The organism is Streptomyces sp. Ncost-T10-10d, from assembly GCF_900091955.1.
Taxonomy (GTDB): Bacteria; Actinomycetota; Actinomycetes; order Streptomycetales; family Streptomycetaceae; genus Streptomyces.
Genome location: NZ_FMDF01000223.1, coordinates 1 through 24103 on the forward strand (window position 1 = coordinate 1; position 24103 = coordinate 24103).

The 24103-nt window shown below is 70.5% G+C and carries 26 protein-coding genes; 15 read left to right on the forward strand and 11 right to left on the reverse strand.

The genetic code is table 11. From position 1 onward, the window contains the following. Nucleotides 1-1714: tetratricopeptide repeat protein (locus GA0115254_RS39505; protein ID WP_141720993.1), on the forward strand; the 1714-nt coding region annotated here is incomplete at its 5' end. Between the two features lie 113 nt (nucleotides 1715-1827). Here GA0115254_RS39505 and GA0115254_RS39510 read toward each other — a convergent pair. Then, nucleotides 1828-2067 (reverse strand): hypothetical protein, encoded by a 240-nt coding sequence (locus GA0115254_RS39510; protein ID WP_093900080.1) that lies wholly within the window; start codon nucleotides 2065-2067, stop codon nucleotides 1828-1830. Nucleotide 2068: 1 nt separating this feature from the next. Then, nucleotides 2069-2950, reverse strand: coding sequence for a mycothiol conjugate amidase Mca (gene mca, locus GA0115254_RS39515; RefSeq protein WP_093900081.1), 882 nt, complete (start codon nucleotides 2948-2950; stop codon nucleotides 2069-2071). A 156-nt stretch (nucleotides 2951-3106) separates the two neighbouring features. On the opposite strand from mca, the gene GA0115254_RS39520 reads away from it, so the two are divergent. Together GA0115254_RS39520 and greA are read left to right on the forward strand one after the other, a co-directional pair. Continuing rightward, nucleotides 3107-3523 (forward strand): DUF4307 domain-containing protein, encoded by a 417-nt coding sequence (locus GA0115254_RS39520; protein ID WP_093900111.1) that lies wholly within the window; start codon nucleotides 3107-3109, stop codon nucleotides 3521-3523. Nucleotides 3524-3706: 183 nt separating this feature from the next. Then, nucleotides 3707-4204: a transcription elongation factor GreA gene (greA, locus tag GA0115254_RS39525; protein WP_093900082.1), complete on the forward strand. Its 498-nt coding sequence runs from the start codon at nucleotides 3707-3709 to the stop codon at nucleotides 4202-4204. A gap of 122 nt (nucleotides 4205-4326) precedes the next feature. Here the strand turns inward: greA and ilvA are convergent, their stop codons facing one another. Further along, nucleotides 4327-5556 (reverse strand): threonine ammonia-lyase, encoded by a 1230-nt coding sequence (gene ilvA, locus GA0115254_RS39530; RefSeq protein ID WP_093900083.1) that lies wholly within the window; start codon nucleotides 5554-5556, stop codon nucleotides 4327-4329. A 156-nt stretch (nucleotides 5557-5712) separates the two neighbouring features. Here ilvA and GA0115254_RS39535 point away from each other — a divergent pair, with 156 nt between their 5' ends. From GA0115254_RS39535 to GA0115254_RS39550, 4 genes are all read left to right on the forward strand, one after another. Then, entirely contained in the window at nucleotides 5713-6243 is a 531-nt protein-coding gene (locus GA0115254_RS39535; protein ID WP_093900084.1) for a MarR family winged helix-turn-helix transcriptional regulator, read from the forward strand. A gap of 77 nt (nucleotides 6244-6320) precedes the next feature. Beyond that, entirely contained in the window at nucleotides 6321-6815 is a 495-nt protein-coding gene (locus GA0115254_RS39540; RefSeq protein WP_093900112.1) for a sigma factor-like helix-turn-helix DNA-binding protein, read from the forward strand. Next, the gene (locus tag GA0115254_RS39545; RefSeq protein WP_093900085.1) at nucleotides 6812-7063 is read left to right on the forward strand and encodes a hypothetical protein; all 252 of its coding nucleotides are present in this window, start codon (nucleotides 6812-6814) and stop codon (nucleotides 7061-7063) included. Before GA0115254_RS39540 ends, GA0115254_RS39545 begins: the two co-directional genes overlap by 4 nt. Before the next feature lie 64 nt (nucleotides 7064-7127). Next, nucleotides 7128-7319, forward strand: a complete 192-nt coding sequence (locus GA0115254_RS39550; RefSeq protein WP_093900086.1) for a DUF1059 domain-containing protein — start codon at nucleotides 7128-7130, stop codon at nucleotides 7317-7319. A 300-nt stretch (nucleotides 7320-7619) separates the two neighbouring features. On the opposite strand, the gene GA0115254_RS39555 is transcribed toward GA0115254_RS39550, so the two are convergent. After that, complete coding sequence (locus GA0115254_RS39555) at nucleotides 7620-8765, reverse strand: cystathionine gamma-synthase (protein WP_093900087.1); 1146 nt, start codon at nucleotides 8763-8765, stop codon at nucleotides 7620-7622. A gap of 68 nt (nucleotides 8766-8833) precedes the next feature. On the opposite strand from GA0115254_RS39555, the gene GA0115254_RS39560 reads away from it, so the two are divergent. The 5 genes from GA0115254_RS39560 to GA0115254_RS39580 all read left to right on the forward strand — a co-directional run bounded on the left by GA0115254_RS39560 (nucleotide 8834) and on the right by GA0115254_RS39580 (nucleotide 14493). Then, the gene (locus GA0115254_RS39560; protein ID WP_093900088.1) at nucleotides 8834-9937 is read left to right on the forward strand and encodes a hypothetical protein; all 1104 of its coding nucleotides are present in this window, start codon (nucleotides 8834-8836) and stop codon (nucleotides 9935-9937) included. A gap of 402 nt (nucleotides 9938-10339) precedes the next feature. Further along, the gene (locus GA0115254_RS39565) at nucleotides 10340-11929 is read left to right on the forward strand and encodes a M48 family metalloprotease (RefSeq protein WP_093900089.1); all 1590 of its coding nucleotides are present in this window, start codon (nucleotides 10340-10342) and stop codon (nucleotides 11927-11929) included. Between the two features lie 37 nt (nucleotides 11930-11966). Beyond that, the gene (locus GA0115254_RS39570; protein ID WP_093900090.1) at nucleotides 11967-13064 is read left to right on the forward strand and encodes a hypothetical protein; all 1098 of its coding nucleotides are present in this window, start codon (nucleotides 11967-11969) and stop codon (nucleotides 13062-13064) included. Between the two features lie 90 nt (nucleotides 13065-13154). Beyond that, nucleotides 13155-13826, forward strand: coding sequence for a peptide-methionine (S)-S-oxide reductase MsrA (msrA, locus tag GA0115254_RS39575; protein ID WP_093900091.1), 672 nt, complete (start codon nucleotides 13155-13157; stop codon nucleotides 13824-13826). A 259-nt stretch (nucleotides 13827-14085) separates the two neighbouring features. Next, complete coding sequence (locus GA0115254_RS39580) at nucleotides 14086-14493, forward strand: YrdB family protein (RefSeq protein WP_093900092.1); 408 nt, start codon at nucleotides 14086-14088, stop codon at nucleotides 14491-14493. Between the two features lie 59 nt (nucleotides 14494-14552). Here the strand turns inward: GA0115254_RS39580 and gdhA are convergent, their stop codons facing one another. After that, complete coding sequence (gene gdhA / locus GA0115254_RS39585; protein ID WP_093900113.1) at nucleotides 14553-15890, reverse strand: NADP-specific glutamate dehydrogenase; 1338 nt, start codon at nucleotides 15888-15890, stop codon at nucleotides 14553-14555. A gap of 205 nt (nucleotides 15891-16095) precedes the next feature. After that, on the reverse strand, nucleotides 16096-16266 hold the full coding sequence (locus GA0115254_RS45030) for a hypothetical protein (RefSeq protein ID WP_176740480.1): 171 nt from the start codon (nucleotides 16264-16266) through the stop codon (nucleotides 16096-16098). 241 nt (nucleotides 16267-16507) lie between these two features. Between GA0115254_RS45030 and GA0115254_RS39590 the strand changes: the two genes are divergently transcribed. Continuing rightward, nucleotides 16508-18115 carry a hypothetical protein gene (locus tag GA0115254_RS39590; RefSeq protein WP_256103015.1) on the forward strand — a complete coding sequence of 536 codons (1608 nt, stop codon included), beginning with the start codon at nucleotides 16508-16510 and terminating at the stop codon, nucleotides 18113-18115. Here the strand turns inward: GA0115254_RS39590 and GA0115254_RS39595 are convergent. After that, nucleotides 18105-18617, reverse strand: coding sequence for a hypothetical protein (locus GA0115254_RS39595; protein ID WP_093900093.1), 513 nt, complete (start codon nucleotides 18615-18617; stop codon nucleotides 18105-18107). The genes GA0115254_RS39590 and GA0115254_RS39595 overlap by 11 nt on opposite strands. A gap of 260 nt (nucleotides 18618-18877) precedes the next feature. Here GA0115254_RS39595 and GA0115254_RS39600 point away from each other — a divergent pair, with 260 nt between their 5' ends. Further along, nucleotides 18878-19324, forward strand: a complete 447-nt coding sequence (locus GA0115254_RS39600; RefSeq protein ID WP_093900114.1) for an RDD family protein — start codon at nucleotides 18878-18880, stop codon at nucleotides 19322-19324. Nucleotides 19325-19448: 124 nt separating this feature from the next. On the opposite strand, the gene GA0115254_RS39605 is transcribed toward GA0115254_RS39600, so the two are convergent. The 4 genes from GA0115254_RS39605 to GA0115254_RS39620 all read right to left on the reverse strand — a co-directional run bounded on the left by GA0115254_RS39605 (nucleotide 19449) and on the right by GA0115254_RS39620 (nucleotide 23697). Then, complete coding sequence (locus GA0115254_RS39605) at nucleotides 19449-20132, reverse strand: ABC transporter ATP-binding protein (protein WP_093900094.1); 684 nt, start codon at nucleotides 20130-20132, stop codon at nucleotides 19449-19451. Nucleotides 20133-20177: 45 nt separating this feature from the next. Further along, entirely contained in the window at nucleotides 20178-21617 is a 1440-nt protein-coding gene (locus tag GA0115254_RS39610) for an ABC transporter permease (protein WP_093900095.1), read from the reverse strand. 166 nt (nucleotides 21618-21783) lie between these two features. Next, nucleotides 21784-23046: a L,D-transpeptidase gene (locus GA0115254_RS39615; RefSeq protein ID WP_093900096.1), complete on the reverse strand. Its 1263-nt coding sequence runs from the start codon at nucleotides 23044-23046 to the stop codon at nucleotides 21784-21786. A 237-nt stretch (nucleotides 23047-23283) separates the two neighbouring features. Beyond that, nucleotides 23284-23697 (reverse strand): hypothetical protein, encoded by a 414-nt coding sequence (locus GA0115254_RS39620; protein ID WP_256103014.1) that lies wholly within the window; start codon nucleotides 23695-23697, stop codon nucleotides 23284-23286. A gap of 108 nt (nucleotides 23698-23805) precedes the next feature. Here GA0115254_RS39620 and GA0115254_RS39625 point away from each other — a divergent pair, with 108 nt between their 5' ends. Then, the gene (locus tag GA0115254_RS39625) at nucleotides 23806-24093 is read left to right on the forward strand and encodes a hypothetical protein (protein WP_093900098.1); all 288 of its coding nucleotides are present in this window, start codon (nucleotides 23806-23808) and stop codon (nucleotides 24091-24093) included. Nucleotides 24094-24103: the final 10 nt, after the last annotated feature.

Here is a 24103-nt window from a genome sequence, read left to right on the forward strand (position 1 = left end):
GCAGGAGGCCGAGCGGCTGCTGACGGCGCTGGCCCGGGCCGGGCTCCTGGTCCATGTGCGGGGCTCGCGCTACCGGCTGCACGACCTCGTACGGGGCTTCGCCCTGGCCCGGTTGCGGGACGAGGAGGAGGTGGCGGACCGTACCGCGGCCCAGGAGCGGCTGATCCAGAACTACGCGGAGCTGGCCGGTGCCGTGATCCGCATGGTGGACGGCAAGATGTCCACCCGGGCCGGGCAGTTCGGCTCGCACGGGTTCGGTTCGCTGGACTCGGCGCTGCGCTGGCTGGACGAGGAGTCGAGTTTCATCACCTCGGCGCTGCGGCACGCCGAGGGCGTCGACCAGGGGGCCGTACTGGATCTCCTGGGCGCGCTGTGCGACTACTGCCTGCTGCGTGGCGACCTCTACCGGCTGGGCGAGATCAGCGAGTTGACGCAGGCCGTGGACAAGGGGCTGCTGGAGCGGTCCGTGCAGTGGCGTACCGGCATCGCGGCCCGTCAGCTCGGCGAGCTGGACAAGGCGCGCACCACGCTGTCGTCGGTCGTCGGGCTGTACCGCGAGGCGCAGAACGAGGCGGGTACGGCGCTGGCGCTCTGCTCGCTCGGCATCACCCTGCACCACCAGGGCAATCTGACCGAGGCGTCGGCGCGGCTGCGCGAGGCGATCGAGCTGCAGTCCTCCGAGGAGCAGGCCGAGGACCGGGCCTGGTCGCTGCACGCCCTGGCCGCCGTGGAACGCGACCGGGCCCATGTCGCGGAGGCGCTGGATCTCCTGGACACCGCGCTGGCCCTGCACCGGGAGGGCGAGTCGCTGCACGGCGAGGCGTGGACGCAGTTCCAGCTGGGCCAGACCCTGTTGCGGATGGGCGACGTGGAGCGGGCGGAGGGGGCGCTGCGTACGGCCCTGGACCTGTACGGCCGCACCCGCGACGAGCGCGGCGAGGCGTGGGCGCTGACCCAGCTGGCCCGCGCGCGGCTGCTGGACGGCGACCCGGCCCCGGCCGTCGAGCAGCTGGACCGGGCCCTGGCCCGCCACCGCGACAACGAGGACGCGCGCGGCGAGGCATGGACGCTGTACTACCTGGGCCAGGCGCTGGAGGAGAACGGCGACACCGACCAGGCGGTGCGGCAGCTGGAGCGGGCGCGCACGATGTTCTCCCGGATGCGGGACACGTACGGGCTGGCGTGCGCCCGGCACCACTCGGGCCGGGTCACCCGCGATCAGCGGGCCGCCCAGACCGGGAACCTCCGCAACTCCGGCTTCGCCCGCCAGCTCCTGGTCGACGCCCGGGCCGACTTCCGGCGCATCGGGGTCGCCCACGGCGAGGCCTGGACGTGCCTGGAGCTGGCCCTGATCGACGCGGGCAACAACCGCGCCCCGCAGGCACTGGAGCTGTGCGACGAGGCGGCGGAGCTGTTCCACTCCTACGGCGACACACGGGGCGAGGACTGGGCCCGCTTCCTGCGCTGCACGCTGCTGCCGTACGCGTCACCGGGCGGCAGCGAGGTGGGCACGGCGGTGGCCCAGCAGGAACTGGCCGACCTGCTCCTGGCCGGCCACCCGACGCGCGACAGCAAGCTGGAGGACTGCGCGGAGGCGTTCACCGTGGTACTGAACCGCGGCGTGGACCTGGAGGACGGCTGGCAGGCGTGGCGCCTGGGCATGACGCCCACACGCCACGCACGGGAGGTCATGGGCGTACCCGTCCGGCCATGACCGGCCCGTTTGGCGATCGAGGACGTCTTCGGCCCCGGACGGGCACAACCGCCCCGTCCGGTGCCGGGCGGGGAGGCGGCTGCCGGACGCCCCGGTACCGCCTCGCGCCGCGCCTACTTCCGCTTCGCGGACCCCGCACCCGCGGCAACGGCGCCACCGGACGCCGCCTCCGGGTCCGGGGCCTCCTCGAAGTCGACCTTGCCCATGTGGCGGTTCATGGACTTCATCAGCAGCCACACGCCCGCGGCGAGCGCCGCGAAGACGATGAAGCCGAGAACGCCGGGGGTCACCTTGTTGTCGTCGACCTCCTTGGCGAGAGGGACGAGATGGGTCAGTGCCTGGGTCGCGTACATATCAGGCATTGTCGCGGATGCCCGCGAAGAGGTCGCTCTCGGGGAGGGAGGTATCGACGAGAGACTTCGCCAGCTCGTACTCCTCGGTCGGCCAGACCTCCTTCTGGATCTCCATCGGGACGCGGAACCAGCCGCCGTCGGGGTCGATCTGCGTCGCGTGCGCGATCAGCGCCTTGTCGCGGATCTCGAAGAAGTCCGCGCACGGAACATGCGTGGTCAGCGTGCGTTCGTCGCGCTCGAACTCCTTCCAGCGCTTCAGCCACTCGCCGTACGGGGACTCCAGGCCACGGGCCAGCAGCGCCTCGTGGAGCGCCACCGTGCGCGGCCGGTTGAAGCCCTGGTTGTAGTAGAGCTTCTGCGGCTGCCAGGCCGCACCGAATTCCGACTCGGGGAACGTCTCGGTGTCCGACGCGCCGTCGAACGCGATCATCGTGATCTTGTGCGTCATGATGTGGTCGGGGTGCGGGTACCCGCCGTTCTCGTCGTACGTCGTGACGACCTGCGGCCGGAACGCACGGATGCTGCGGACGAGACGCCCCGCGGCCTTCTCCTCGTCCTCCAGCGCGAAGCAGCCCTCGGGCAGCGGCGGCAGCGGGTCGCCCTCGGGCAGACCCGAGTCGACGAAGCCGAGCCACTCCTGCTTGACGCCCAGGATCTCCCGGGCCTCGTCCATCTCCTTCTTGCGCACCTCGTGGATGTGCTCCTCGATGTACGCATCGCCCTGGAGCTTCGGGTTGAGGATGGAGCCGCGCTCGCCTCCCGTGCAGGTCACGACCAGCACGTCCACCCCCTCGGACACATACTTGGCCATGGTGGCCGCGCCCTTGCTCGACTCGTCGTCGGGGTGGGCGTGAACGGCCATCAGTCGCAGCTGCTCAGTCAAGACTCGATCCTCGTTGAGTTGATTGGACGCCATGAAGAGGTGTCGTCCCGAAGGGACGTCGGTTCGGGGTGGCGGTCGGGGGCGGGTGGCAGGCTTCTATAGTGACCGAACCGGGGGATGGAAAATTCCTCGATCCCCGGCATGGGAGGAACGATCATGACCGCGGTGCGCGAAGCGCTTCCGGAGAACCGCTACGGCCGCTCCGCGGACGAGCGCGCGGACCGCAAGCTCAAGATCATCGGTTCGGCGCTGGGCGTCGCCCTTCTCGGCGTGGTCGGCTGGATCGGATACGACTACGTCGTCGGCCAGGGCATCAGCGCCGAGGTGATCAAGTTCAAGGTCGTCTCGGACCAGCGGGTCGATGTGCACCTGGAGGTGCGCAAGGGCACCGACACCAAGGGCTACTGCACGCTCCGCTCGCAGCACGAGGACGGCAGCGACGTGGCCCGCAAGGACTTCCGCTTCGACGACCGCACGGACCGTATCGACCGCGTCCTGTCGTTGCGTACGACATCCAGGGCGACCAACGTCGAGCTGCTGGGCTGTACCGACGACGGCGGGGCGGCACAGTGACCGCCGCACGCCGACGCTGAATCGCTCTTGTAGCCGCTGACCTGCGCATACGCAGTCCTGACGGTTTACCTTCTCCCCCTTTTCCTGGGGAATTGTTAGGCTCGTGGTTTCGCCCACCCGTGGAGGCACATGCTTACGGGTAGGGCGATGCTTTGTATTCCCAGTACCGACGAGGAGCACCCTGTGACCCAGACCAGCGAAAACGTCACCTGGCTCACGCAGGAGGCGTACAACCAGCTCAAGGCCGAGCTGGAGTACCTGTCTGGTCCCGCGCGCACGGAAATCTCCGTAAAGATCGCGGCGGCCCGTGAGGAGGGTGACCTCCGGGAAAATGGCGGGTACCACGCGGCCAAGGAGGAGCAGGGCAAGATGGAGTTGCGGGTGCGCCAGCTCACCCAGCTCCTGGAGCACGCGAAGGTCGGCGAGGCACCTGCCGACGACGGCGTGGTCGAGCCCGGCATGGTTGTGACGATCGCCTTCGACGGCGACCCGGACGACACGATGACCTTCCTGCTCGCCTCGCGCGAGTACGCGAGCTCGGACATCGAGACGTACTCCCCGCAGTCGCCGCTCGGCACCGGCGTGAACGGCAAGAAGATGGGCGAGGACGCCGACTACGAGCTGCCGAACGGCAAGACGGCCACCGTGAGGATTCTCGCGGCGAAGCCCTACACGGGCTGATCCCGCACCACTGACGGGGGGAGCCTCCGGCCCGACGGGCCGGAGGCTCCCCCCATGTGCGGCGTCCCCCGGGCCGCGACCTGCCGCGGCACCATAACGCGATACATCGCGACATAAAAGGGTCAGCTCATCACCAGATAGCCCGCGTCGTGCAGCGCCGCCGAGACCTCCTCGCAGTGCTCCGGCCCCTTCGTCTCCAACTGCAGCTCCACCTCGACCTCGGTGAGCCCGAGCCGGGGATCGGTCCGCACATGGCCGATGTCGAGGACGTTGGCGTCGACCACCGAGAGCACGGCCAGCAGCGTGGCCAGCGCGCCGGGGCGGTCGGCCAGCCGCAGCCGCAGGCTCAGATAGCGGCCGGCCGCCACCATGCCGTGGGTCAGGATGCGCTGCATCAGCAGCGGGTCCACATTGCCGCCCGACAACAGCGCGACCACCGGCCCGCGGAACGACTTCGGATCGCTCAGGAGCGCCGCGACCGGGCTCGCACCGGCAGGTTCCACCACCAGCTTCGCCCGCTCCAGACAGAGCAGCAGCGCACTGGACAACTCGTCCTCGGAGACCGTACGGACCTCGTCGACCAGCTCCCTGACCAGTTCGAACGGCACATCGCCGGGGCGCCCCACCTTGATGCCGTCCGCCATCGTGTTCAGCGTGTCGATCGACACCGGGTGCCCCGCGGCCAGCGACGGCGGATAACAGGCCGCGCCCGCCGCCTGCACGCCGACGATCCGCACATCGGGCCGGACCGCCTTGACCGCCACCGCGATACCCGCAGCGAGACCGCCGCCACCCATCCCGACGACGATGGTGCGCACCTCGGGGCACTGTTCGAGGATCTCCAGGCCCACGGTGCCCTGTCCGACGATGATGTCGGGGTGGTCGAAGGGATGGATGAAGACCGCACCCGTCTCCTGCGCGTACTCCTGGGCGGCGGCCAGCGTCTCGTCGACGACATGGCCGTGCAGCCGGACCTGCGCCCCGTACTGGCGGGTGGCGGCCACCTTCGGCAGCGGCGCCCCGACCGGCATGAAGACCGTCGACCGTACGCCGAGCAGAGCAGAGGCGAGTGCGACACCCTGCGCATGGTTTCCGGCGCTCGCGGCTACGACTCCGGCCGCCCGCTCCACCGGGGACAGGCCCGCGATCCGTACATATGCGCCACGCAGTTTGAACGAGCCGGTCCGTTGCAGGTTCTCGCACTTGAGGTGGACCGGCGCGCCCACGAGCTCGGTCAGGTGGCGGCTTCCTTCCATGGCGGTCACTCTGGCCACGCCGGAAAGCATCTTCTGCGCCCCGCGGATGTCGTCGAGGATCAGTGGGGGAAAATGGCCGGGCGCACGGAAGTTCATACCGTAAGTCTTGCAGCTCGGCAGGGGGCCGGACGCCTCGCGCGGTCCCGTCCTGAGCCGTTGTCCACAGGTTTGTGCAGCACTGGTACGCGTTGCCCCGTGGCCGCGTACTCTGTCCCCCACCCATCCGACACCGCACGAAGAGAGCCCCCGGCCATGCCCCCTCAGGACATGACGACAGCTGCGTCTCCTTCCGGGGGCGCCACCCCCGAACCCACGGGTTCCGACCACGTCCTCGATGTGCTGCAGCACCAGGTCGCGGTATTCGCCCGCCGTGCCGAGCAGACCCGCCTCGGCGGTGTCGGTCAGGTGCGCAATTCCATGGACCGGGCCGCCTATCTGCTGCTCAACCGGCTGGACCGGGAAGGCCCGATGGGCGTCAAGGCACTGGCCGCAGGCATGGGGATCGACTCCTCGACCGTGACCCGGCAGGTCGCACCCCTCGTCGACACCGGTCTGGTCAAGCGCACCTCCCACCCGGAGGACGGCCGTGCCGTCGTGCTCCAACTGTCACCGCGCGGCCAGGCACGGCTGGACGAGGTCCGCGAATCCCGGCGCGAGCTCATGACACAGGTGACGGACGACTGGACGGCCGAGGAGCGCGAGACGTTCTGCGCACTGCTCACCCGGTTCAATCTGGCACTGGCCGCCCGCCAGACCTCACCCCAGGCGCCCCCGGCCGGCTAGCGCACCTGACGGTGCTGTGCAGGCTGTCGGGCGCACGACTCTTGACCAGGAGCCCGGCAACGGCTCGGATGAGGACTGTGCGAGAGCGCCAGGCGGGCCGGGAGCGGCGCCGCGCCCAGGAGTTCGAGACCTTCGTGGCGGGCGCGGCCGGCCGACTGCTGCACACGGCCACACTGCTGACCGCCGAGCCCATGCAGCCGCCCGGAGCGAACCCCCGGGCCCAGCGGATGCTCACGGCCGCGCTGGCACGCACGTACGCGCAGTGGGGACGGCTGCGCGGCGAGGACCCGTACGACCGCACCCGGCGGGAGCTGGCCATCCGGTTCGCCCACGAGGTCTGGCGGCACCACCGGCCGCGCGGCGGGCTGCTGGACCGGCTGACGCCGCAGGAGCGTCTCGTTCTCGTGCTGCGGCTGTACGAGGGCGTCGCGGAGGAACAGGCCGCGGCGCTGCTCGGGCTTCCGGTGGAGCGGATCCGGGCGATCTGCAACCGTTCGGTGGCCACGATGCGCGGCACCCGCCGGCCCACGGCGCGGTGGGGGTCGCAACGGCCGCTGGGGGTCGCGCCATGAGCCGCAGCAGCAACCGCGAGGACGAGGTCCGGCGCATGCTGGACGGTCCGCACCCGCAGGTGCCCGCCGATCTGGCACAGCGGGCGGCGGAGCGCGGCGGCCGACTGCTGCGCCGACACCGCCTCGCCCGCACGCTGGTGCTGCTGGTGGCGTTCGCCGCAGTGGTCGCCTTCACGGTGTGGGCGGTGGCGGCGCAGCCGTGGCAACTGCCTCCCAGCGAGACGACGCCGCCACTGAACGGCTGGTGAGGGCCGGTCCGGGGCGAACTATCCTGGAACGAGGCGTCACGGGGAACCGGCCGAGGAGGCTGCGATGACCAGGAAGGTCGCCGACTGCCGCAAGTATCCGAGCGTCACCAACTGCTCGCTCACCATCTCCGGCGAGGAAGAGGAAGTCGTGAGGGCCGCGGCGGAGCACGCGGTTTCCGTCCACGAGCACACCGACAGCCCGGAACTGCGCGAACAGATCCGGGCGTCACTGGACGACGAGAAGGCCGACGCCTGAGAGCCTGCCGGGTGACCTTCGATCGGAGAGCGGACGCGGCATGGTGCGTGCGATTCCAAGGCGCCGGGATGGCCTCGGACGGGGTCTCCCCTGCTCGACCGGAGTCGAGAGCTCGGAGAAGGAGCCACCAGGGCATTGCGGCAACGCCGGAGAGGGTCCCCCTGGCCCTCAAGGCCTCGGGGGAGTGCGTGCCAGGCCGTGGCCGCCCGATCAGAGGTCACCCGACAGGCTCTGAGGGTGCCGAGGGCGGCCGGGCCCGAACGATCAAGCCCGCCCGCCTCTGTCCGGCCCCGAGAGCCCCTAGCCGAGCGCCTGCGTCAGATCGGCGATCAGGTCGTCGGCGGACTCGATGCCGACGGAGAGCCGGACGAGGTCGGCCGGCACCTCCAGCGGGGAGCCGGCCGCCGATGCGTGCGTCATGCGGCCCGGGTGCTCCACGAGGGACTCGACGCCGCCCAGGGACTCGCCGAGGGTGAACAGCTTCGCCCGGTTGCAGACGTGGACCGCCGCGTCCTCGCCGCCCACGACGCGGAAGGACACCATGCCGCCGAAGGCCTTCATCTGCTTGGCGGCGACCTCGTGGCCCGGGTGCTCGGGCAGTCCCGGGTAGAGGACCTGGGTGACCTTGGGGTGCCGGGTCAGCAGATCGGCGATCTTCGTGGCGTTCTCGCTGTGCCGGTCCATGCGGACCGCGAGGGTCTTGATGCCGCGCAGCACCAGCCAGGCGTCGAACGGTCCGGCGACCGCGCCCATCGCGTTCTGGTGGTACGCCAACTCCTCGGCCAATTCAGGGTCGTTGACGATCAGCGCACCGCCGACGACGTCCGAGTGGCCGCCCATGTACTTCGTGGTGGAGTGCACCACGACGTCGGCGCCCAGGGCGAGGGGCTGCTGGAGGTAGGGGCTGGCGAAGGTGTTGTCGACGACCAGTCGTGCACCCGCCGCGCGGGCCACACCGGCGATCGCGGCGATGTCGGTGATGCCGAGCAGCGGGTTGGACGGGGTCTCCACCCAGATCGCCTTGGTGCGCGGGGTGATCGCCGCCCGTACCGCCGTCACGTCCGAGGTGTCGGCGACCGAGAAGTCGACGCCCCACCGCGAGACGACCTTCGCGAACAGCCGGAACGTGCCGCCGTAGGCGTCGTTCGGGATGACCACGTGGTCGCCGGGGGTGAGCAGCGTACGGAGCAGGCAGTCCTCGGCGGCGAGGCCGGAGGCGAAGGCGAGTCCGCGGCGGCCGCCCTCCAGGGCCGCGAGATTGTCCTCCAGGGCGGTACGGGTCGGGTTGGCGCTGCGGCTGTACTCGTAGCCGCCGCGCAGTCCGCCCACGCCGTCCTGCTTGTAGGTGGACACCTGGTAAATGGGCGGAACAACGGCGCCGGTGAGGGGATCGGCGGTGTTTCCCGCGTGGATCGCGAGAGTCTCGAAGCTGTGCTGGTCGCTCATGGGGCCCGAGCGTAGTTCGTCGCGAGGGCGCCCACCGGGCTACCGGGCCGTCCGGTGACAATGGGGGCATGGAGATTCTCTGGTTCCTGATCGCACTGTGCATGCTCGCTGCGGTCATCGGCCCCTTTGTGCTGCGCCGCCGCGGCGGTATCCGTCAGGTCGCGCCCGGATCTCCGGACGCCGCCGATCCGGACACCTACGGCTTCGTGCGCCAGGAGGAGCTGGACATCCGGCTGCCGGGCCCGGACCAGGATCTTCTCGATGTGCTCGATGTCGTGCAGCGCTCACAGGACTGGCGGGCGGCTTCGCAGTTGCTGGCCGGTACGCCCAAGGAGGGCGAGGTGCGGTGGCAGCGGGTGCAGGCGTTCGCCGGCGCCGCCTCGCTGGAGCTGGCGCAGCAGCCCGGTATCGGTGGTTCGTGGCTGCGCAAGTGGCGGGCCGATGCGCCGAAGGACGCGGGCGGTGCGGCGGTGCACGCCGAATTCCTGGTGCAGCAGGCGTGGCGCTCGTCGACCGCAGGGACGGACGACTTCCGGATCATCCTGGAGGAGGCCCGTACGGTCTGCGGCGAGGCGGCGCTGCTGGCGCCGGGCGACCCCGTTCCGTACCTCGTCGAGCTGGCGGTCTCCCGTGGACTCGGTTACTCGCACGAGGAGTTCGACCAGCTGTGGGCGAAGGTGATCGACCGGGCTCCGGCGCACATGGGCGCGCACATCGCCGCGCTGCACTACTGGTGCGAGAAGTGGCACGGCTCCCGCGAGGAGGCCGACCGCTTCGCCACCACGGCCGCCGCCCGCGCCCCGCAGGGCTCACTGCTGGCCGCGCTGCCGCTCTTCGCGGTGTACGAGCATCTGCCCGAGGTCAATCTCGTACAGGGCTTCTACCGGAGCGCTGTGGTGACCAAGGCGGTCGAGGGCGCCCTGTTCGCGGTGCACGCGGCCCGCGCCGACGATCCGATGCTCGCGCACGTCCGCCATCTGCTGGTGCTGTTCCTGGTCCGGATGGAGCGCTGGTCGGAGGCGATGAACCAGCTCGTCCACATCGACGGCCACGTGGGCGCGCTGCCGTGGACCCAGAGCCCCGACCCGGCCGCCGAGTACACGGTCTACCGGGCACTGGCGGTCGCCGGCTACGAGGCGAACGGCGGCAGCCCGGCGACGCTGCCGCGGTAGTCCTGAGCCCCGGGGCCCGGCACTCGCTGTCGGCGAACGGCGCAGTACCGCCACGCGCTGCCGCGGTAGTCGCGAGCCCCGGCACCCGCTGCCGAGGCGCTGCCCGGGCGACCGCCCGACGGTGAACGCCTGCCCCGGCGGCGAACCGGTGACACCACCGGGACAGCGGCCCGGTGACGCCGGGGGCGGCACAGCAGTGGCGTCGGGGGCGGCGAACCGGTGACACCGCCGGGGCAGCGGCCCGTCGCCCGTTCTCCGGGCGATGGCCAGGGCGGCACGGCCCCGGTCCCGGGCTGCCCGCATATCGCGTTGCCGCGCCCGTCCGCGGGACGACATACTCCGATTCCCCACGCGCACCACCATCACCGCCACCCGTCCCCTTCCCGTGGGGGAATCCGTCCGATGAGCCCAACTCTGCGTGCCGTCCGCGCCATTGCCCTGTTCGCCGGCTTCTACCTGCTGGGCATCCTCCTGCTCTCCGTCCTCTGCGTCCTCGACTGGGCCGCGTTCCGCTGGACGTGGCTCCCCGTCGCCGTGATGGTTCTCGCGCGCACCTCCGCGCCGGCGCTCCCGATCGTGCGAGGCATGTTCGTACTGCGCATACCGAGGAACGACGATGTGCGTGGACTGCACGTCGACGACACCCGGCAACCCCGGCTCTGGGCCATGATCCGCGACCTCGCCGACCGGGTCGGCACCCGCACACCCGACGACATCGTGCTCACCGACCAGGTGAACGCCTCGGCCGTCGAGGACACCAGGTTCCTCGGTCTGTTCGCCGGCCGACGCCGGCTCCTCATCGGGCTGCCGCTGATGGCCGGACTGTCCGAGGCCCAGCTGCGTTCCGTGCTCGCGCACGAGATGACCCGCTTCGCCAACTCCGACACCCGCCTCACCGCAATCAACACGCGCGGCCGGATCCAGACCACCCGCACCATCACCCACTTCCAGGAGTGGGTGGGCAAGGCCGTCGCCATGGAGCGGGCACGCCAGGAGAAGAAGGCCGCCAAGGCGCTCGCCAAGGGCAAGAAGGCCAAGAAGATCGACCCGAGCGACGCCGGTACCTCGCTCCGTAGGATGGCGGCGCTGTACCGGCGGTACGCGAATTTCTCCAGGCGCGTCACGCTGTCCGACACCCGCTGCGCGCAGTTCGCGGCCGACGACGCCGCGGTGCGGATCGCGGGCCGTGACGTGACCGCGTCCGCACTGCTCGAAACCCAGGTCCTCCTCGACATGCACGAGGACTACATGGACACCTACGCCACGCTCGGCGTGGCGGCCGGAATGCTGCCCCCGCCCGGCCAGGTCCTCGGCGGCCTACGGCATGTGCTGGCCGCGCGCAAGGACGAGCTGGACGAGATGCGCGACTCCCTGCCGTTCGAACCGTCCGCCCCTTACGCGCATCCGTGGGTCACGGAACGTATCGCCCGGATCGAGGCGCTGCCGGACGACGGGCGCGCGTCGGAGCCCGTGGAACCGGCCCTGGGCCTGCTCGTCGACACCGAGCGCACGCTGGCCGCTGCCGAGGAGCAGGTGCTGACACCTCAGATGCTGCAGCTGCGCCGCGTCGACTGGCCGGACCTGGTGCACGAGTCGATGGCGACCTACGGGAAGTGGTCCGCGCAGAAGTTCGGAACGGTGGTCGCCGAGGTGACCGGCGGCGACGGCACGGTGACCGACACGCTCGACGCGCTCGACGCGGGCGCACAGTGGCAGATCGCCGACCGCCTCCCCAAGTCCGACGAGGCCCGGGCAGCGACCGGACGCGCGGCCCGCGAGTTCGCCAGGCCCAAGCTGCGCGACGGGCTGAGGCAACTGGTCGAGAGCGAGTACGTGCGGCAGGGGCGGGCCCGCTGGCGCCTGTCCTGGATCGACAACGACACGTCGCTGGAGTTGCCGCGGGGCCACGAGGAAATGCTCCCGGCGGCGCTGGACGCGACGGTGGCGGATGTCCCGGACACGAAGTTGCTGCGCGCACTGCTCATCCCCTGACCGCCGTACCCGCTTCCGACCCGGACCGGAACTTTCCATGACACCCCTGCTGCTCCTGTCGGCCGCCGTTCTGTGCGGGTACCTCTGGACAAAGGCCCGGAATAGGCCGCCGCAGACCGCGCAGAGCGCTCCCGGCCCGGCGGAGGCCACCGCGGAACTCGGCCTGGTACCGCCCGACGAGCTCGACACCGCGGACGCCTGCGCCCCCGACCCGCGCGACGAGGAGATACGCGCCACCGTCCGCTCCGGCGACTGGCGGGCGGGCGCCGCCTTCCTCGACGAAGTGGGCCGGGACTGGCAGGAGCGTTACCGGCGCGCCGCCGTCCTCCAGGACGAGGCCGCGGCCGACGACGCCTGGCTGCTGGCCTGGCGCGCCGCGCGGCCGAAGGACGCGGGTGCAGCCCTCGTGCACGCCGGTGCGTTGACCGGCGTCGCGGCGCAGGTCCACGGTGCGAAGCCGACGCAGCGCCCCACGTGGGAGCAGTCCTCCGTCTTCCACCAGGTGATGGTCAGGGCCCGCGAGGCATGCCACGAGGCCCAGGCGCTGGCGGGCGACGACCCTTGTCCGTACGTCGCCGAGATCCCCTGCGCCCTGGGCCTCGGCTACGAGCCCGCCGAGTGCCGTGCCCTGTGGGCGGAGGTCGTCGAGCGCGACGCGCCCCACCTCGCGGCCGACGACGCGGTGCTCCGGTACTGGTGCCACAAGTGGCCCGGCTCGCACGCGCCGGCCGAGTGTTTCGCACGCGAGGCGGCGCGGCAGGGCGCCCCCGGCCGGCTGCTCTCGCTGCTCCCGCTGTACGCCGCGTTCAAGCAGGAGCGGGCCGACCGGAACACGGATGAGGATGTGTACTACAAGAGCCCGGAGCTGATCGCCGCGGCGGATGTCTGTCTGGTCGACGTGGCCACCGCCGTGGCGGCCGACCCCGGAGACCGGCGGATTCTCCGGGCCCGCCACCTGCTCGCCTGGACGCTGTACTGGCAGGACCGGTACGAGGAGGCGGTGGAGCAGTTCCGGGCGATCGACGGCCATTTCGATGCCGACGCCCCGTGGTCATACTTCAGGGATCCGAAGAAGTACTACATCCGCTGCCGCGGCTACAGCGCCCGGCGGGTCGTGGAGGCGAACGGCAACTGACCGTCACGTACGCGGTACGGGCGCCGGAATCTCCGGCGCCCGCACCGCGTTGTACGGACCGTAAACGCCAGCCCCCGGAGGAGCCCCCGCATGTTCCTGCACCGCCGTACCCCCCAGCTCCCCACCCCCGAGGAGGCCCTGAAGGGCCGCCCCGCCCCCGAATTCACCGTCCCGTCCCGCCACACGGTCCTGGGCAACCCGCTGCTGGGCCCGTACCCGGAGGGTCTGGAGGTCGCGGACTTCGCGCTGGGCTGTTTCTGGGGCGCCGAGCGCAAGTTCTGGCAGACGGACGGCGTCTGGACGACGCTCGTCGGCTACCAGGGCGGATACACGGAGAACCCCGCGTACGAAGAGGTCTGCTCGGGCCTGACGGGACACACGGAGGCGGTCCGCGTGGTCTTCGACCCGAAGGCCGTCTCGTACGCCGAGCTGCTGAAGCTGTTCTGGGAGTCCCACGACCCGACCCAGGGCTTCCGCCAGGGCAATGACGTCGGTACGCAGTACCGCTCGGCGATCTACACCCACTCCCCCGAGCAGGCGGCAGCGGTGGCGGCCTCCCGCGAGGCGTACCAGAAGGTCCTCACGGGCTCCGGGTACGGCGAGATCACCACGGAGATCCTCCCGGCCCAGGGCCGCACGTTCTGGCCTGCGGAGGCGCATCACCAGCAGTACCTGGACAAGAACCCGGCGGGTTACTGCGGGATCGGCGGGACGGGTGTGTCCTGCCCGATCGGTGTGGCACCGGCGCCGTCCGGCGACTGACAGCAGCGTTCTCACCCAGCCTCCGACAGCGCCTCATCAAGGCGTTGTCGGGATCGAGGCGTTGTCGGGCCCGGGCTCTCAGCGGGACACGATGGCCGCCGAGATCATGCGCGAGGCAGGACGCGGGATCACCGTCCCGTCCTCTTCCCCGGTATGCGCGGTCAAAGGGTCCGGCATGAGGAAGGGTTGGCCGCCTCGCCCCGGCCGGTCACTGTTTCCGGCAGGGATCGGCCATCGCATGAAGAGGAGTTACCCACCGATGACGAGCGAAGGCCGCAGCGTTCCTGCCGCCCCGGCAGGCCGGCCCTGGTTCATGGCCAACGAACTTCTCGCGTTCGTCGTCGAATTGATGGCACTGGCTGCTCTGGCCCGGTGGGGTTTCGCCACCGGGGACGGCGCGGCTGCTCAGCTGGTGCTGGGGCTGGGAACCCCGGCGGTGGCCATCGTGCTCTGGGGAATGTTCGCCGCCCCTCGCGCCCGCTTCCGGCTGCCTCTCGCTTGGGTTCTGCTGGTCAAGGCGGTGGTGCTCGGCGGCGGTGTGTACGCAGTCCACGCGGTGGGGCATCCGGTGGCGGCGGCGTTCTTCGGCGTCGTCGTGGTCGTGAACACGGTCCTGGCGGAGACCCTTCGGCGCCGCACACCGCAGCGCGGAGCGCCGGCTGCCTGACGTGACAGCGGCCCGGCCGCGGAGGGCGGCCGGGCCGGTGTGGCGTCGGATCGGCCGGATCAGATGAGCCCCTGGGCGAGCATCGCGTCCGCGACCAGTTCGAAGCCGGCGATGTTGGCGCCCACCACGTAGTTGCCCGGGCTGCCGTAGCGCTCCGCGACCGTGTGGCAGGAGTCGTGGATGTGGCGCATGATCTCCGCGAGCCGCTCCTCGGTGTGGGCGAACGTCCAGGAGTCGCGTGAGGCGTTCTGCTGCATCTCCAGGGCGCTGGTGGCCACGCCGCCAGCGTTGGCCGCCTTGCCGGGGGCGAAGGCGACGCCCGCGTCCTGGAGGATGCGTACGGCCTCCGGGGTGGTGGGCATGTTGGCGCCCTCGGCGACCGCCTTCACGCCGTTGCGTACGAGGGCCAGGGCGTCGGCCTCGTGCAGTTCGTTCTGCGTGGCACACGGCAGGGCCACATCGCAGGGGACGTTCCAGAGGCCGGTGCCCGGGACGAACTTGACGTGCTCGCCGCGGCGCTCCGCGTACTCGGAGACCCGGCCGCGGCCGGCCTCCTTGATCTCCTTGAGCAGGGCGAGGTCGATGCCCTTCTCGTCCACGACGTACCCGTCGGAGTCGGAGCAGGTCACCACGGTCGCGCCGAGCTGCTGGGCCTTCTCGATCGCGTAGATCGCGACATTGCCCGAGCCCGACACGGCGACGCGCTGCCCGTCGAGGGACTCGCCACGGCTGCGGAGCATCTCGGCGGTGAAGAGCACACAGCCGTACCCGGTCGCCTCGGTGCGCGCCTGGGCACCGCCCCAGCCCAGGCCCTTTCCGGTGAGGACACCGGACTCGTAACGGTTGGTGATCCGCTTGTACTGGCCGAACAGGTAGCCGATCTCGCGGCCGCCGACGCCGATGTCACCGGCGGGGACATCGGTGTACTCGCCGAGGTGACGGTGGAGTTCGGTCATGAACGACTGGCAGAACCGCATGATCTCGGCGTCGGAGCGGCCCTTCGGGTCGAAGTCGGCGCCGCCCTTGCCGCCGCCGATGGGCATGCCGGTGAGCGCGTTCTTGAAGATCTGCTCGAAGCCGAGGAACTTCACGATGCCGAGGTTGACCGAGGGGTGGAAGCGCAGCCCTCCCTTGTACGGTCCGAGCGAGCTGCTGAACTCGACCCGGAAGCCGCGGTTCACATGGATGTCGCCGGAGTCGTCGGACCACGGCACCCGGAAGATGAGCTGGCGCTCCGGCTCGCAGATGCGCTCGATGATCCGGGCCTCCACGAACTCCGGCCGCTGTTCGAGGACGGGGCCGAGGGTCTCCAGGACCTCCCGTACCGCCTGATGGAATTCCTTCTCGCCCTGGTTGCGGCGGAGAATCTCCGCGTACAGCGGCTCGATGACACTCATGTGGGTCATACCCTTCCGTGGGTCGGCATCGCGCGCGTGGGTGCCCCGTCCCGGGGGCACCAGCGGTCCCCCTCCCCATTGAGGGCGTCGCCCAGACATCGCACGCTCTGCGGCTCACGGAAGCGACGTACAGAACCGTTGTGGCACATCGATTGTCCCAACGGCCCCGGAAAGTCGTTCACCGCGTCCGTATTCTGAGCCGGGTCTACGACTCCGCCGGGCGGCGCAGCGTCCACAGCCCCGCTCCGGACGCGAGGACGACCACGCCGGAGACGACGCTCAGCGCGATGTGCAGAGCGTCGTCGTCCATGAGGAAGTTCAGGGAGACATTCGCGGCGACCGCCGCGCAGAGCACGATCCAGAGCAGTGCTTTCATGAGCTTCGCCTTCCGTTGTCGGGTGATGGATCCATTCTCCCTGCACATATTCGCCGTCAGGAGGGACCGGTCCCCCACATCGGTGGTGTAGCCGGCTGAACCCCCGTGCGGTTCGGACGGCCCCGTTAGGGTTTGCGAGGTGGGGATCACCGAGAGAACTGCGACGCGTGAGCGGGGAGACGAGCGGGTCGGCGCCGGTGTGCGCCGAGCGGTCACGGATCCGGACTCGGCGCGGTGGTGGGTGCCGGGGCTCGCGGTGCTGGTCGTCGTGCCGTTGTACCTCGTGTGGGCGCTGGTGCTGGCCACCGGCGGCGGTGATCTGGCGGCGCAGTTCGCCTGGGCCGGGTTCGCGTCCCGGCATCCCGGGTCCGCGTACAACCTCTCCTGGTACGGAGGGACGCACACCGCCAACTACAGCCTGCTGACGCCGCCGCTCATGGCGGTGTTCGGGGTGCGGGCCGTCACCGTCGCCGCCGGGCTCTGCGGGTCGTGGGCGCTGGGGCGGCTCTGTGTGCGGACCGGGGTGCGGTGGCCGGTCGCGGTCTCGGTGCTGGGGTCGTTGGTGCTCTGGTGCAATGTCGCGTCCGGGCGTACCACGTTCGCCATGGGCGTGGCGATCGGGCTGGCCGCGCTGTTGTACGTACGCCACCGTGCGGGCGTCACCGCGGGCTGTGCGGCGCTGGCGACGGCGGCGAGTCCGGTGGCGGGGCTGTTCCTGGTGGTGGCGGGTGCGGCGTACGGGCTCGACCGGCAGTGGCGGCGGGCTGCCGTGCTCCTCGTGCCGCCGTTCGTGGTGGTGGCGACGACGACGGTGCTGTTTCCGTTCACGGGCGAACAGCCGATGGCTCCGGGGAAGTTGTGGGTGCCGTTGGTCGCCTGCGCGGCCCTGTGGCTCGCGGCGCCGCGCGAGGGCGGCTGGCGGGTGGTCCGGTTCGCGAGCGTGGTGTACGCGGTCGGTGTCGTCCTGACTTTCCTGATCCCCTCGCCCATCGGGACGAATGTGGAGCGGCTGGTGGGGGTGGCCGGCCCGCCCGTGCTGCTCGCGGCGGCACCGGCCGCTCTGGCGGGCTGGGCGCGGGGCGGTCTGCTGCCGCGGGTGCGGGCGGTCGTGCTCGTCGGGATGCTGGCGTTCAACACCGGCTGGCTGGTCGACAAGACCGATGACGATCTGCGGGTCTCCACCACCGTGCCCGCCTGGGCGGCGCACACCGACGGTGTGGTCGCCGAGTTGCGCAGGCTCGGTGCCGAACGGACCCGGGTGGAGGTCGTACCGGCCCGAAATCACCGGGAGGCGTCCGTGCTCGCGCCGCATGTGAACATGGCGCGCGGCTGGAACCGGCAGCTCGACGTGGAGCGTGGGCGGCTGTTCTACGGGGGGAAGCCGACCCCGGCGGCATACCGCGCCTGGCTGGACCGGTGGGGCGTGGGTCTCGTGGTGCTGCACAGCGGCAGACCGGACGGCCCGGCCTGGGCGGAGGCGGAGATCGTCCGGCGCGGGACCGACTGGCTGGAGCCGGTGTGGCAGGACGCGGGGTGGCAGATCTACCGGGTGCGGGGCGCCGTCCCGCTGGTCTCCGCGCCGGGCGCCGTCGTCGGCGGGGACGACGCCTCGCTGGTGGTACGGATGCCGGCCGCCGGATCGGTGACGGTACGGATCGCGTACTCGCCCTGGTTGCGGGCCGACGGCGGCGGGTGCGTACGGCAGGACGGCGAGTGGACGCGGCTCACGGTGGAGCGGGGCGGCGAGTACCGGCTGGACTCGCACTACCGGCTGTGGCCGTTCGGGGCTTGCCGGCAGACGCCGCCGGCCGGTTCGGCGGTGACGCCGAGGCCGGGGTTCAGTCGGTGACGCCGAGGTCCTGACGCATCAGTTCCCGCATCGTGTCGAGGCAGGGGTCGGCCGCTCTCAGGTCCTCCAGGGCCCGTTCGACGCTCTCGCCGTCACGGGTGAGGCCCCGGTCGAGGCGTTTGATGGCGGCGTCACCGAGGGCGAGGACCCGGTTGAGGTCGCGGGACGCCTGCAGTATCCGTTCGGGGACGATCATCTGAGCCTCGGCGTAGCGGTCCCGGTGGTCGAGGCGGGCCTCTTCGAGCTGGGCACGTTCCTGCTCGGTGTAGACGCCGTCGCGAATGCGGTGCAAGGCGTCCTTGAGGAGTGTGTGGAACTGCCGGGAGGCCCGGTTCATGGCCGTGTACTGGGCACGCCGCTCCTCGAACTTCCGCTGCTCACCGGCCAGTCGGGCCTCTTCGGTGCGCTGACGCACGGTCAGCCGTTGGGCGAGAACCGGGGAGAAGAGGGTGCCGAGCACCCCGACAACTGCGGTGATCATGGCAGTGATGGCGGCGGTCATGGCTGCGAGATTAATGCGGTGCACGGGGCAGCAGGAGAGCGGTCCGGGGCACACGGTGACCGGCAATCGGACATGATGCCGTCATGACCACGTCGCCGGGGCACAGACGTAACCGAAGCTGTTCCGGGCCGGCCCTACCGGCCGTCCGCACACCGCCCGGACCGGGGCGGCCAGGACCCGCCGGGCCGTACGCCCATCCGGCTCTCCCGCCCGTCCCCGGGCAGCGCGCCGCGCCCCGAATCCCACCGCGTGTGGGCGACATGCGCCGCTATCTCGCCGTCGGCCTCGACTGCTACCTCTGCCTGGTCACCGGCGGCTTACTGGCCCGGCCGCATGTGCACACGGCCGGCATTCCCGAGACCGTCGGTCTGATGCTCGGTCCGACGCTCGCGTTCTCGTTCCTCAACCAGGTGGTCCTCACCGCGATCGCCGGGGGCGGCGCGGGCAAGCTGATCATGGGGATACGGGTGATCGGACTGCCCGGCGCCGGGCGCCCGGGGCCCTGCCGGCTGGTGCGGCGGTGGTTGTACGGGCTGTGCCGGCTGCCGCTGCAACCCTGGTACGCCCTGCGCTCGTACCTCGCGGGCCCCGGCGTCCTTCCCCTCAGCGCCTTCTGGAGCAGCGGGAACGACGATCCGGTGGGCCTGCGCCAGGTCCGCCACAGCGACCTCATCGCTCACCGGCACGCCGCAGCCGGACACCGCTGAGGCCGGGCCGCGTCACCGCCGGCAGACGTACCGGCCCACCGCCGACGGCCGGACCGGGCCCAACCGCTGTCATCGGTCGACGGCGGGGCGCCCGCCGGACGGCCGACGCCCCGCACGTCCTTCCTCAGGCCGCCGCGTTCTCCGTGATCGTCACCTTGCCCTTGCGAATCGTCGCCAGCCGTGGCGCACGCCGGGCGATGGCGCTGTCGTGCGTGACCATGATGAAGGTCAGGCCGTGCTCCTTCCACATGGTCTCCAGTACCTCCATGACCTCGTCACGCATCGACTCGTCGAGGTTGCCGGTGGGTTCGTCGGCGAGCAGCACCTTCGGCTGCTTGACCAGGGCCCGGGCGATCGCCACGCGCTGCTGCTGGCCCCCGGACATCTCACCGGGCAGATGCCCGAGCCGTTCACCGAGTCCGACGGAGTCCAGTGCCTCGGCGGCCCGCCTGCGCCGTTCGGCCGCCTTGCCGCCGAGCGGTACGAGCGCGGTCTCGACGTTCTCCTGGGCGGTGAGCGTCGGGATGAGGTTGAAGCTCTGGAAGACGAAGCCGATGTTCTGCGCGCGCACTGTGGTGAGCCTGGCCTCGCTGAGCTTCGCGAGGTCCACACCGTCGAGTTCGACGCTGCCGCTCGTGGGGCGGTCGAGGCCGCCGAGCATCTGTAGCAGCGTGGACTTGCCGCCGCCGGTGGGTCCCTGGATGACCAGCCGGCCGCCGTCCTCGATGGTCAGATCGACGCCGGCGAGCGCGTGGACGGTCTTCTTGCCGCGCGTATAGCGCTTGGTGACGTCTCTGAGTGTGTACATGGGTCAACTCCTGCTGGAACAAGGTGGGGTGGGACGCCGGGTGGGCTATTCGACGCGGCGCAGGGCGTCGGCGGGGCGCAGCCGGGAGGCCCGCCAGCCGCCGAACGCACCGGCGATCAGCCCGCCCGCCACGGCCAGCGCGACGGCGATCAGGATGATGGAGAGCGAGACGGGTGCGGTCAGGGCGACATCGAGCGTCTTGGACGCGCTCGGCCCGCCCGGTCCGCCCATGAACCGGCCGCCACCCATGCCGCCGCCCGAGGAGCCGAGTTGTGCGGTGAGGGTGGGACTGATGCTGGTCACGACGTACGCACCGGCGAGACCGACGGCGATGCCGAGCACTCCGCCCAGCAGTCCGTTGACGAGGGCCTCGCCGACGACCTGGCGGGTGACCCGGCCGCTCTTCCAGCCGAGCGCCTTGAGGGTGCCGAACTCCCGGACCCGGCGGCTGACCGCCGAGGAGGTGAGCAGGCCGGCCACCAGGAAGGCGGCGACCAGAACCGCGATGGACAGCCACTTGCCGACGCTGGAGGCCAGGTCGGAGGCGGTGGAGAGGGAGCCGGAGACGGTGTCGGCGAGATCGGCGGAGGTGGTGACGGTCGTCCCGGAGACGTTCTTCTGGATGGTGGACTTGACGTGGTCGATCTGCTGCGAGTCCGCGGCCTTCACATAGACCGTGGTGACCTTGTTCTTCGAGTCGGCGAGCGTCTGCGCCTGCTTCAGCGGGATGTAGAGGTCGGCGGCGGCGTCACCGCTGTCGGCGGTCGAGACCCCGACGATCGTGAACTTGGTGCCGTGGATGGTCACGGCCTTGCCGACCGCGAGCTTCTTCTCCTTGGCGTACGCGGAGTCCACGACGGCGACCTCGGCGTCGGTCTCGGACGCCTTGAACGCACGGCCCTTGGTGATCTTCGACGAGGTCAGCGGGCCGAGGGCCTGCTTGGTGACGTCGGTGCCGTACACGGTGTAGGAGTTGACGTCGAAGGAGGCGCCGCCGCCCCTCACCTCGCCCTGCGGCTGCGTGCTGCCGCCCCGGCCGCCCTGGGCCGTGCCGCCCTGCTGCTCGAACTCACCTCGTTTGAACTGGCCGTCGACCTTCATGACGTTCAGGCTGAGTCCGCCGACGGCGTCCGCGACCCCGTCCTGTTTGCCGATCGTGTCGACGGTGGAGGAGGCCAGCGTCTGGAAGCCCTGGACCAGGACCCGGTCGCTGCTCTGGGTCGAGTCGTCGTCGTTGCCCTTGGCGTCGAACTCGAACTTCGGGCGCCCGTTGCCGGAACCGGGAGCGGCGGCGGCCTTGGTGACCGTCATGTCCGTACCGAGGCCGTACAGCGATTCCAGGACCTTGTCCTGGGCCTTGCTCATTCCGGAGGAGACCGAGCTGACGATGATGACCAGCGCGATGCCCAGGGCCAGTCCCGAGGCGACGACCAGCGCCGCCTTTCTGCGGCGGCGCAGCTCGCGCCGGAGGTAGGTGAAGAACATGGCGTGAGGCTAGGGACGGCCCGTGATGGTGGGATAAGGCCACGATGAGAGCCGGATGAGAACCCCTGCGAACGCCACAGGCGGCGGCACCGCGGATCCGAGGGGATCCGGGTGTCGCCGCCTGCGTACGGGGATTGGGTACTGCGGGAGGGGAGGTGCGTGCGGGTCAGGCCTGGGAGCCCGCCGTCCACTCCGCCCAGCTCATGTTCCAGCCGTTGAGGCCGTTGTCGGGGGTGATGGTCTTGTCCGGGGAGTTCTTGACGATGACCACGTCGCCGACCATGGAGTTGTTGTAGAACCAGGCGGCGGGCTGGTTGGCGTCGTTCGCGCCCTTCACGTCGGCGAGGCCGACACAGCCGTGGCTGGTGTTGGCGCTGCCGAAGATCGACCGCGCGCCCCAGTAGTTGCCGTGGATGAAGGTGCCCGAGGTGGACAGCCGCATGGCGTGCGGCACGTCCTTGATGTCGTACTCGCCCTTGCCGTCGGAGTCGGTGAAGCCGACCGTCGCGCCGTTCATCCGGGTCTCCTTGAACTTCTCGGAGATCACCATCTGCCCGTTGTACGTGGGGTTGTCGGGGGAGCCGGAAGAGATCGGGATGGTCTTGATCGTCTTGCCGTTCTGGGTGACGGTCATCGTCTTCGTGTTGGCGTCGACCGTCGAGACCTGGTTGCGGCCGACCTTGAAGGTGACCGTCTTCTGCTGCACGCCGAAGACGCCGTCCGCGCCCTCGACACCGTCCAGCGCGAGCTTCAGCGTGACGGTGGAGCCGCCCTGCCAGTACTGCTCGGGGCGCAGGTCGAGACGCTGCGAGTTGAACCAGTGGCCGACGACTTCCTGACCGCTGCTGGACGTGACGGTGATTCCGTCCTGGACGGCCTTCTTGTCCGTGATCGGCTTGTTGAAGTTGATCGAGACCGGCATGCCGACGCCGACCGTGGACCCGTCCTCGGGCGTGAAGTTTCCTATGAAGCTGTTGGCGGGCGACACGGTGGTGAACGACGAGTTCTCGTGCGCCTCGCGGCCCTTGGAGTCCTTGGCCGCCGCATTGATCTTGTACGTGGTCGAGCGCTCCAGCTGGACGTCCGGCTTCCAGCTCTTCCCGTCGGCGGCGAGCGTGCCCTTGACGGCGGCACCGGCCGACGTGGTCATGGTGACCTGGGACAGCGTGCCCTTGGCAACGGTGACCTTGGCGTCGTTGTTGATGCTCGCGTTGGTCGCACCGTTCTTCGGCGAGATCGTGATCTGCGCTTCCGACGCGTCCTCGGCGGCTGCCTTGTCGACCGCGGCCGCCTGCGACTTCTTCGAGCTCTCGGCGCTGCTCGTGCCGCTGTCGTTGCAGGCGGCGAGCACCAGAACGCCACCGAGCAGTGCGGACGCGGCCATCAGGCCCTTGCGCCGCTTGCTGTCCGTCATCACACGCTTCTCCATCGTTGCCTAATCCCCAAAAACCCCGAGCAGAGCCGCCGACGACCGGCGAAACCCGTCAATGTTCCTAGAACCCATGGAAGGGGTCTTCCGTTCCACATCCAAGGGGGATGTGGGGAACAACACTCATCGACGCATCCGCGTCGGCGGTGGTTCCCGGTACCGGTCGCGTATATACGACCGGTACGCACGACGGCCCCGGTCCGCGGAAAAGCGGCCGGGGCCGTGGCTCACCGCCTGCTACATCCGCCGCTCCGCACCGCTGCTCGCGCCGCTGTGCTCGCCGTCGTCCTCACCATTGTGCGGGACGCCGCCGGCGCCCCCCTCATCATCCTCGTCGTCGAGGTCCCAGCCGTCCGGGTCGTCCGGGTCGTAGTCGACGGTCTCGCTGCTCCAGGACGCCTGGGTGAGCTCGACCCCCGGCACCTCGCTGACCAGGTCGAACGGATCGACGAGGGAGGCGAGGGCCTCCGCTCCGTCCTCCCGTACGGCCGCCTCGGCCTGCATGCGTTCCTCGGCCGACTCGCCGCCGGGCTCCCCGTACTCGGCGGCAATGGACTCCAGTGCGGTACCGCTGAGGGCGGCGGGGTCCGTGATCTCCAGCACCATTTCGACCCGAAGTCGAACAAACCGTGATGTCTCAGAAGTGCTCATGTGCCGGAGCGTAAGCTCCCCGCCCTCGCGACTTTCCTGCGACCCGCTGCTTTCACTAGCATCGGCGTACAGGCCTAACTCACGGCTGTGACAAGGGGGATCGATTCCGTGGCCACTGCTCGCCGCCCGCTCCTGACCGCCACCGCTGCGGGCACGCTGCTGGCCGTCCTGTGGTTCGTGCCGTCCGCCAACGCGACGGACGAGTCGACCGGCACGCCGGGCGCACAGAGCCGACAGGTCACCGCCGTCGCGGACACCACGACCGGTCCGAGGCTCGCCGACACCGGGACCGGGGTCGACACCACCCCGTATCTGATCGGTGGCACGGCGTTCCTGGGCATCGGCGCAGCGTTCGTCACCTACTCGGTACGCCGCGCCGACCCCCTGTCCGTCTGAACCCTCCGCA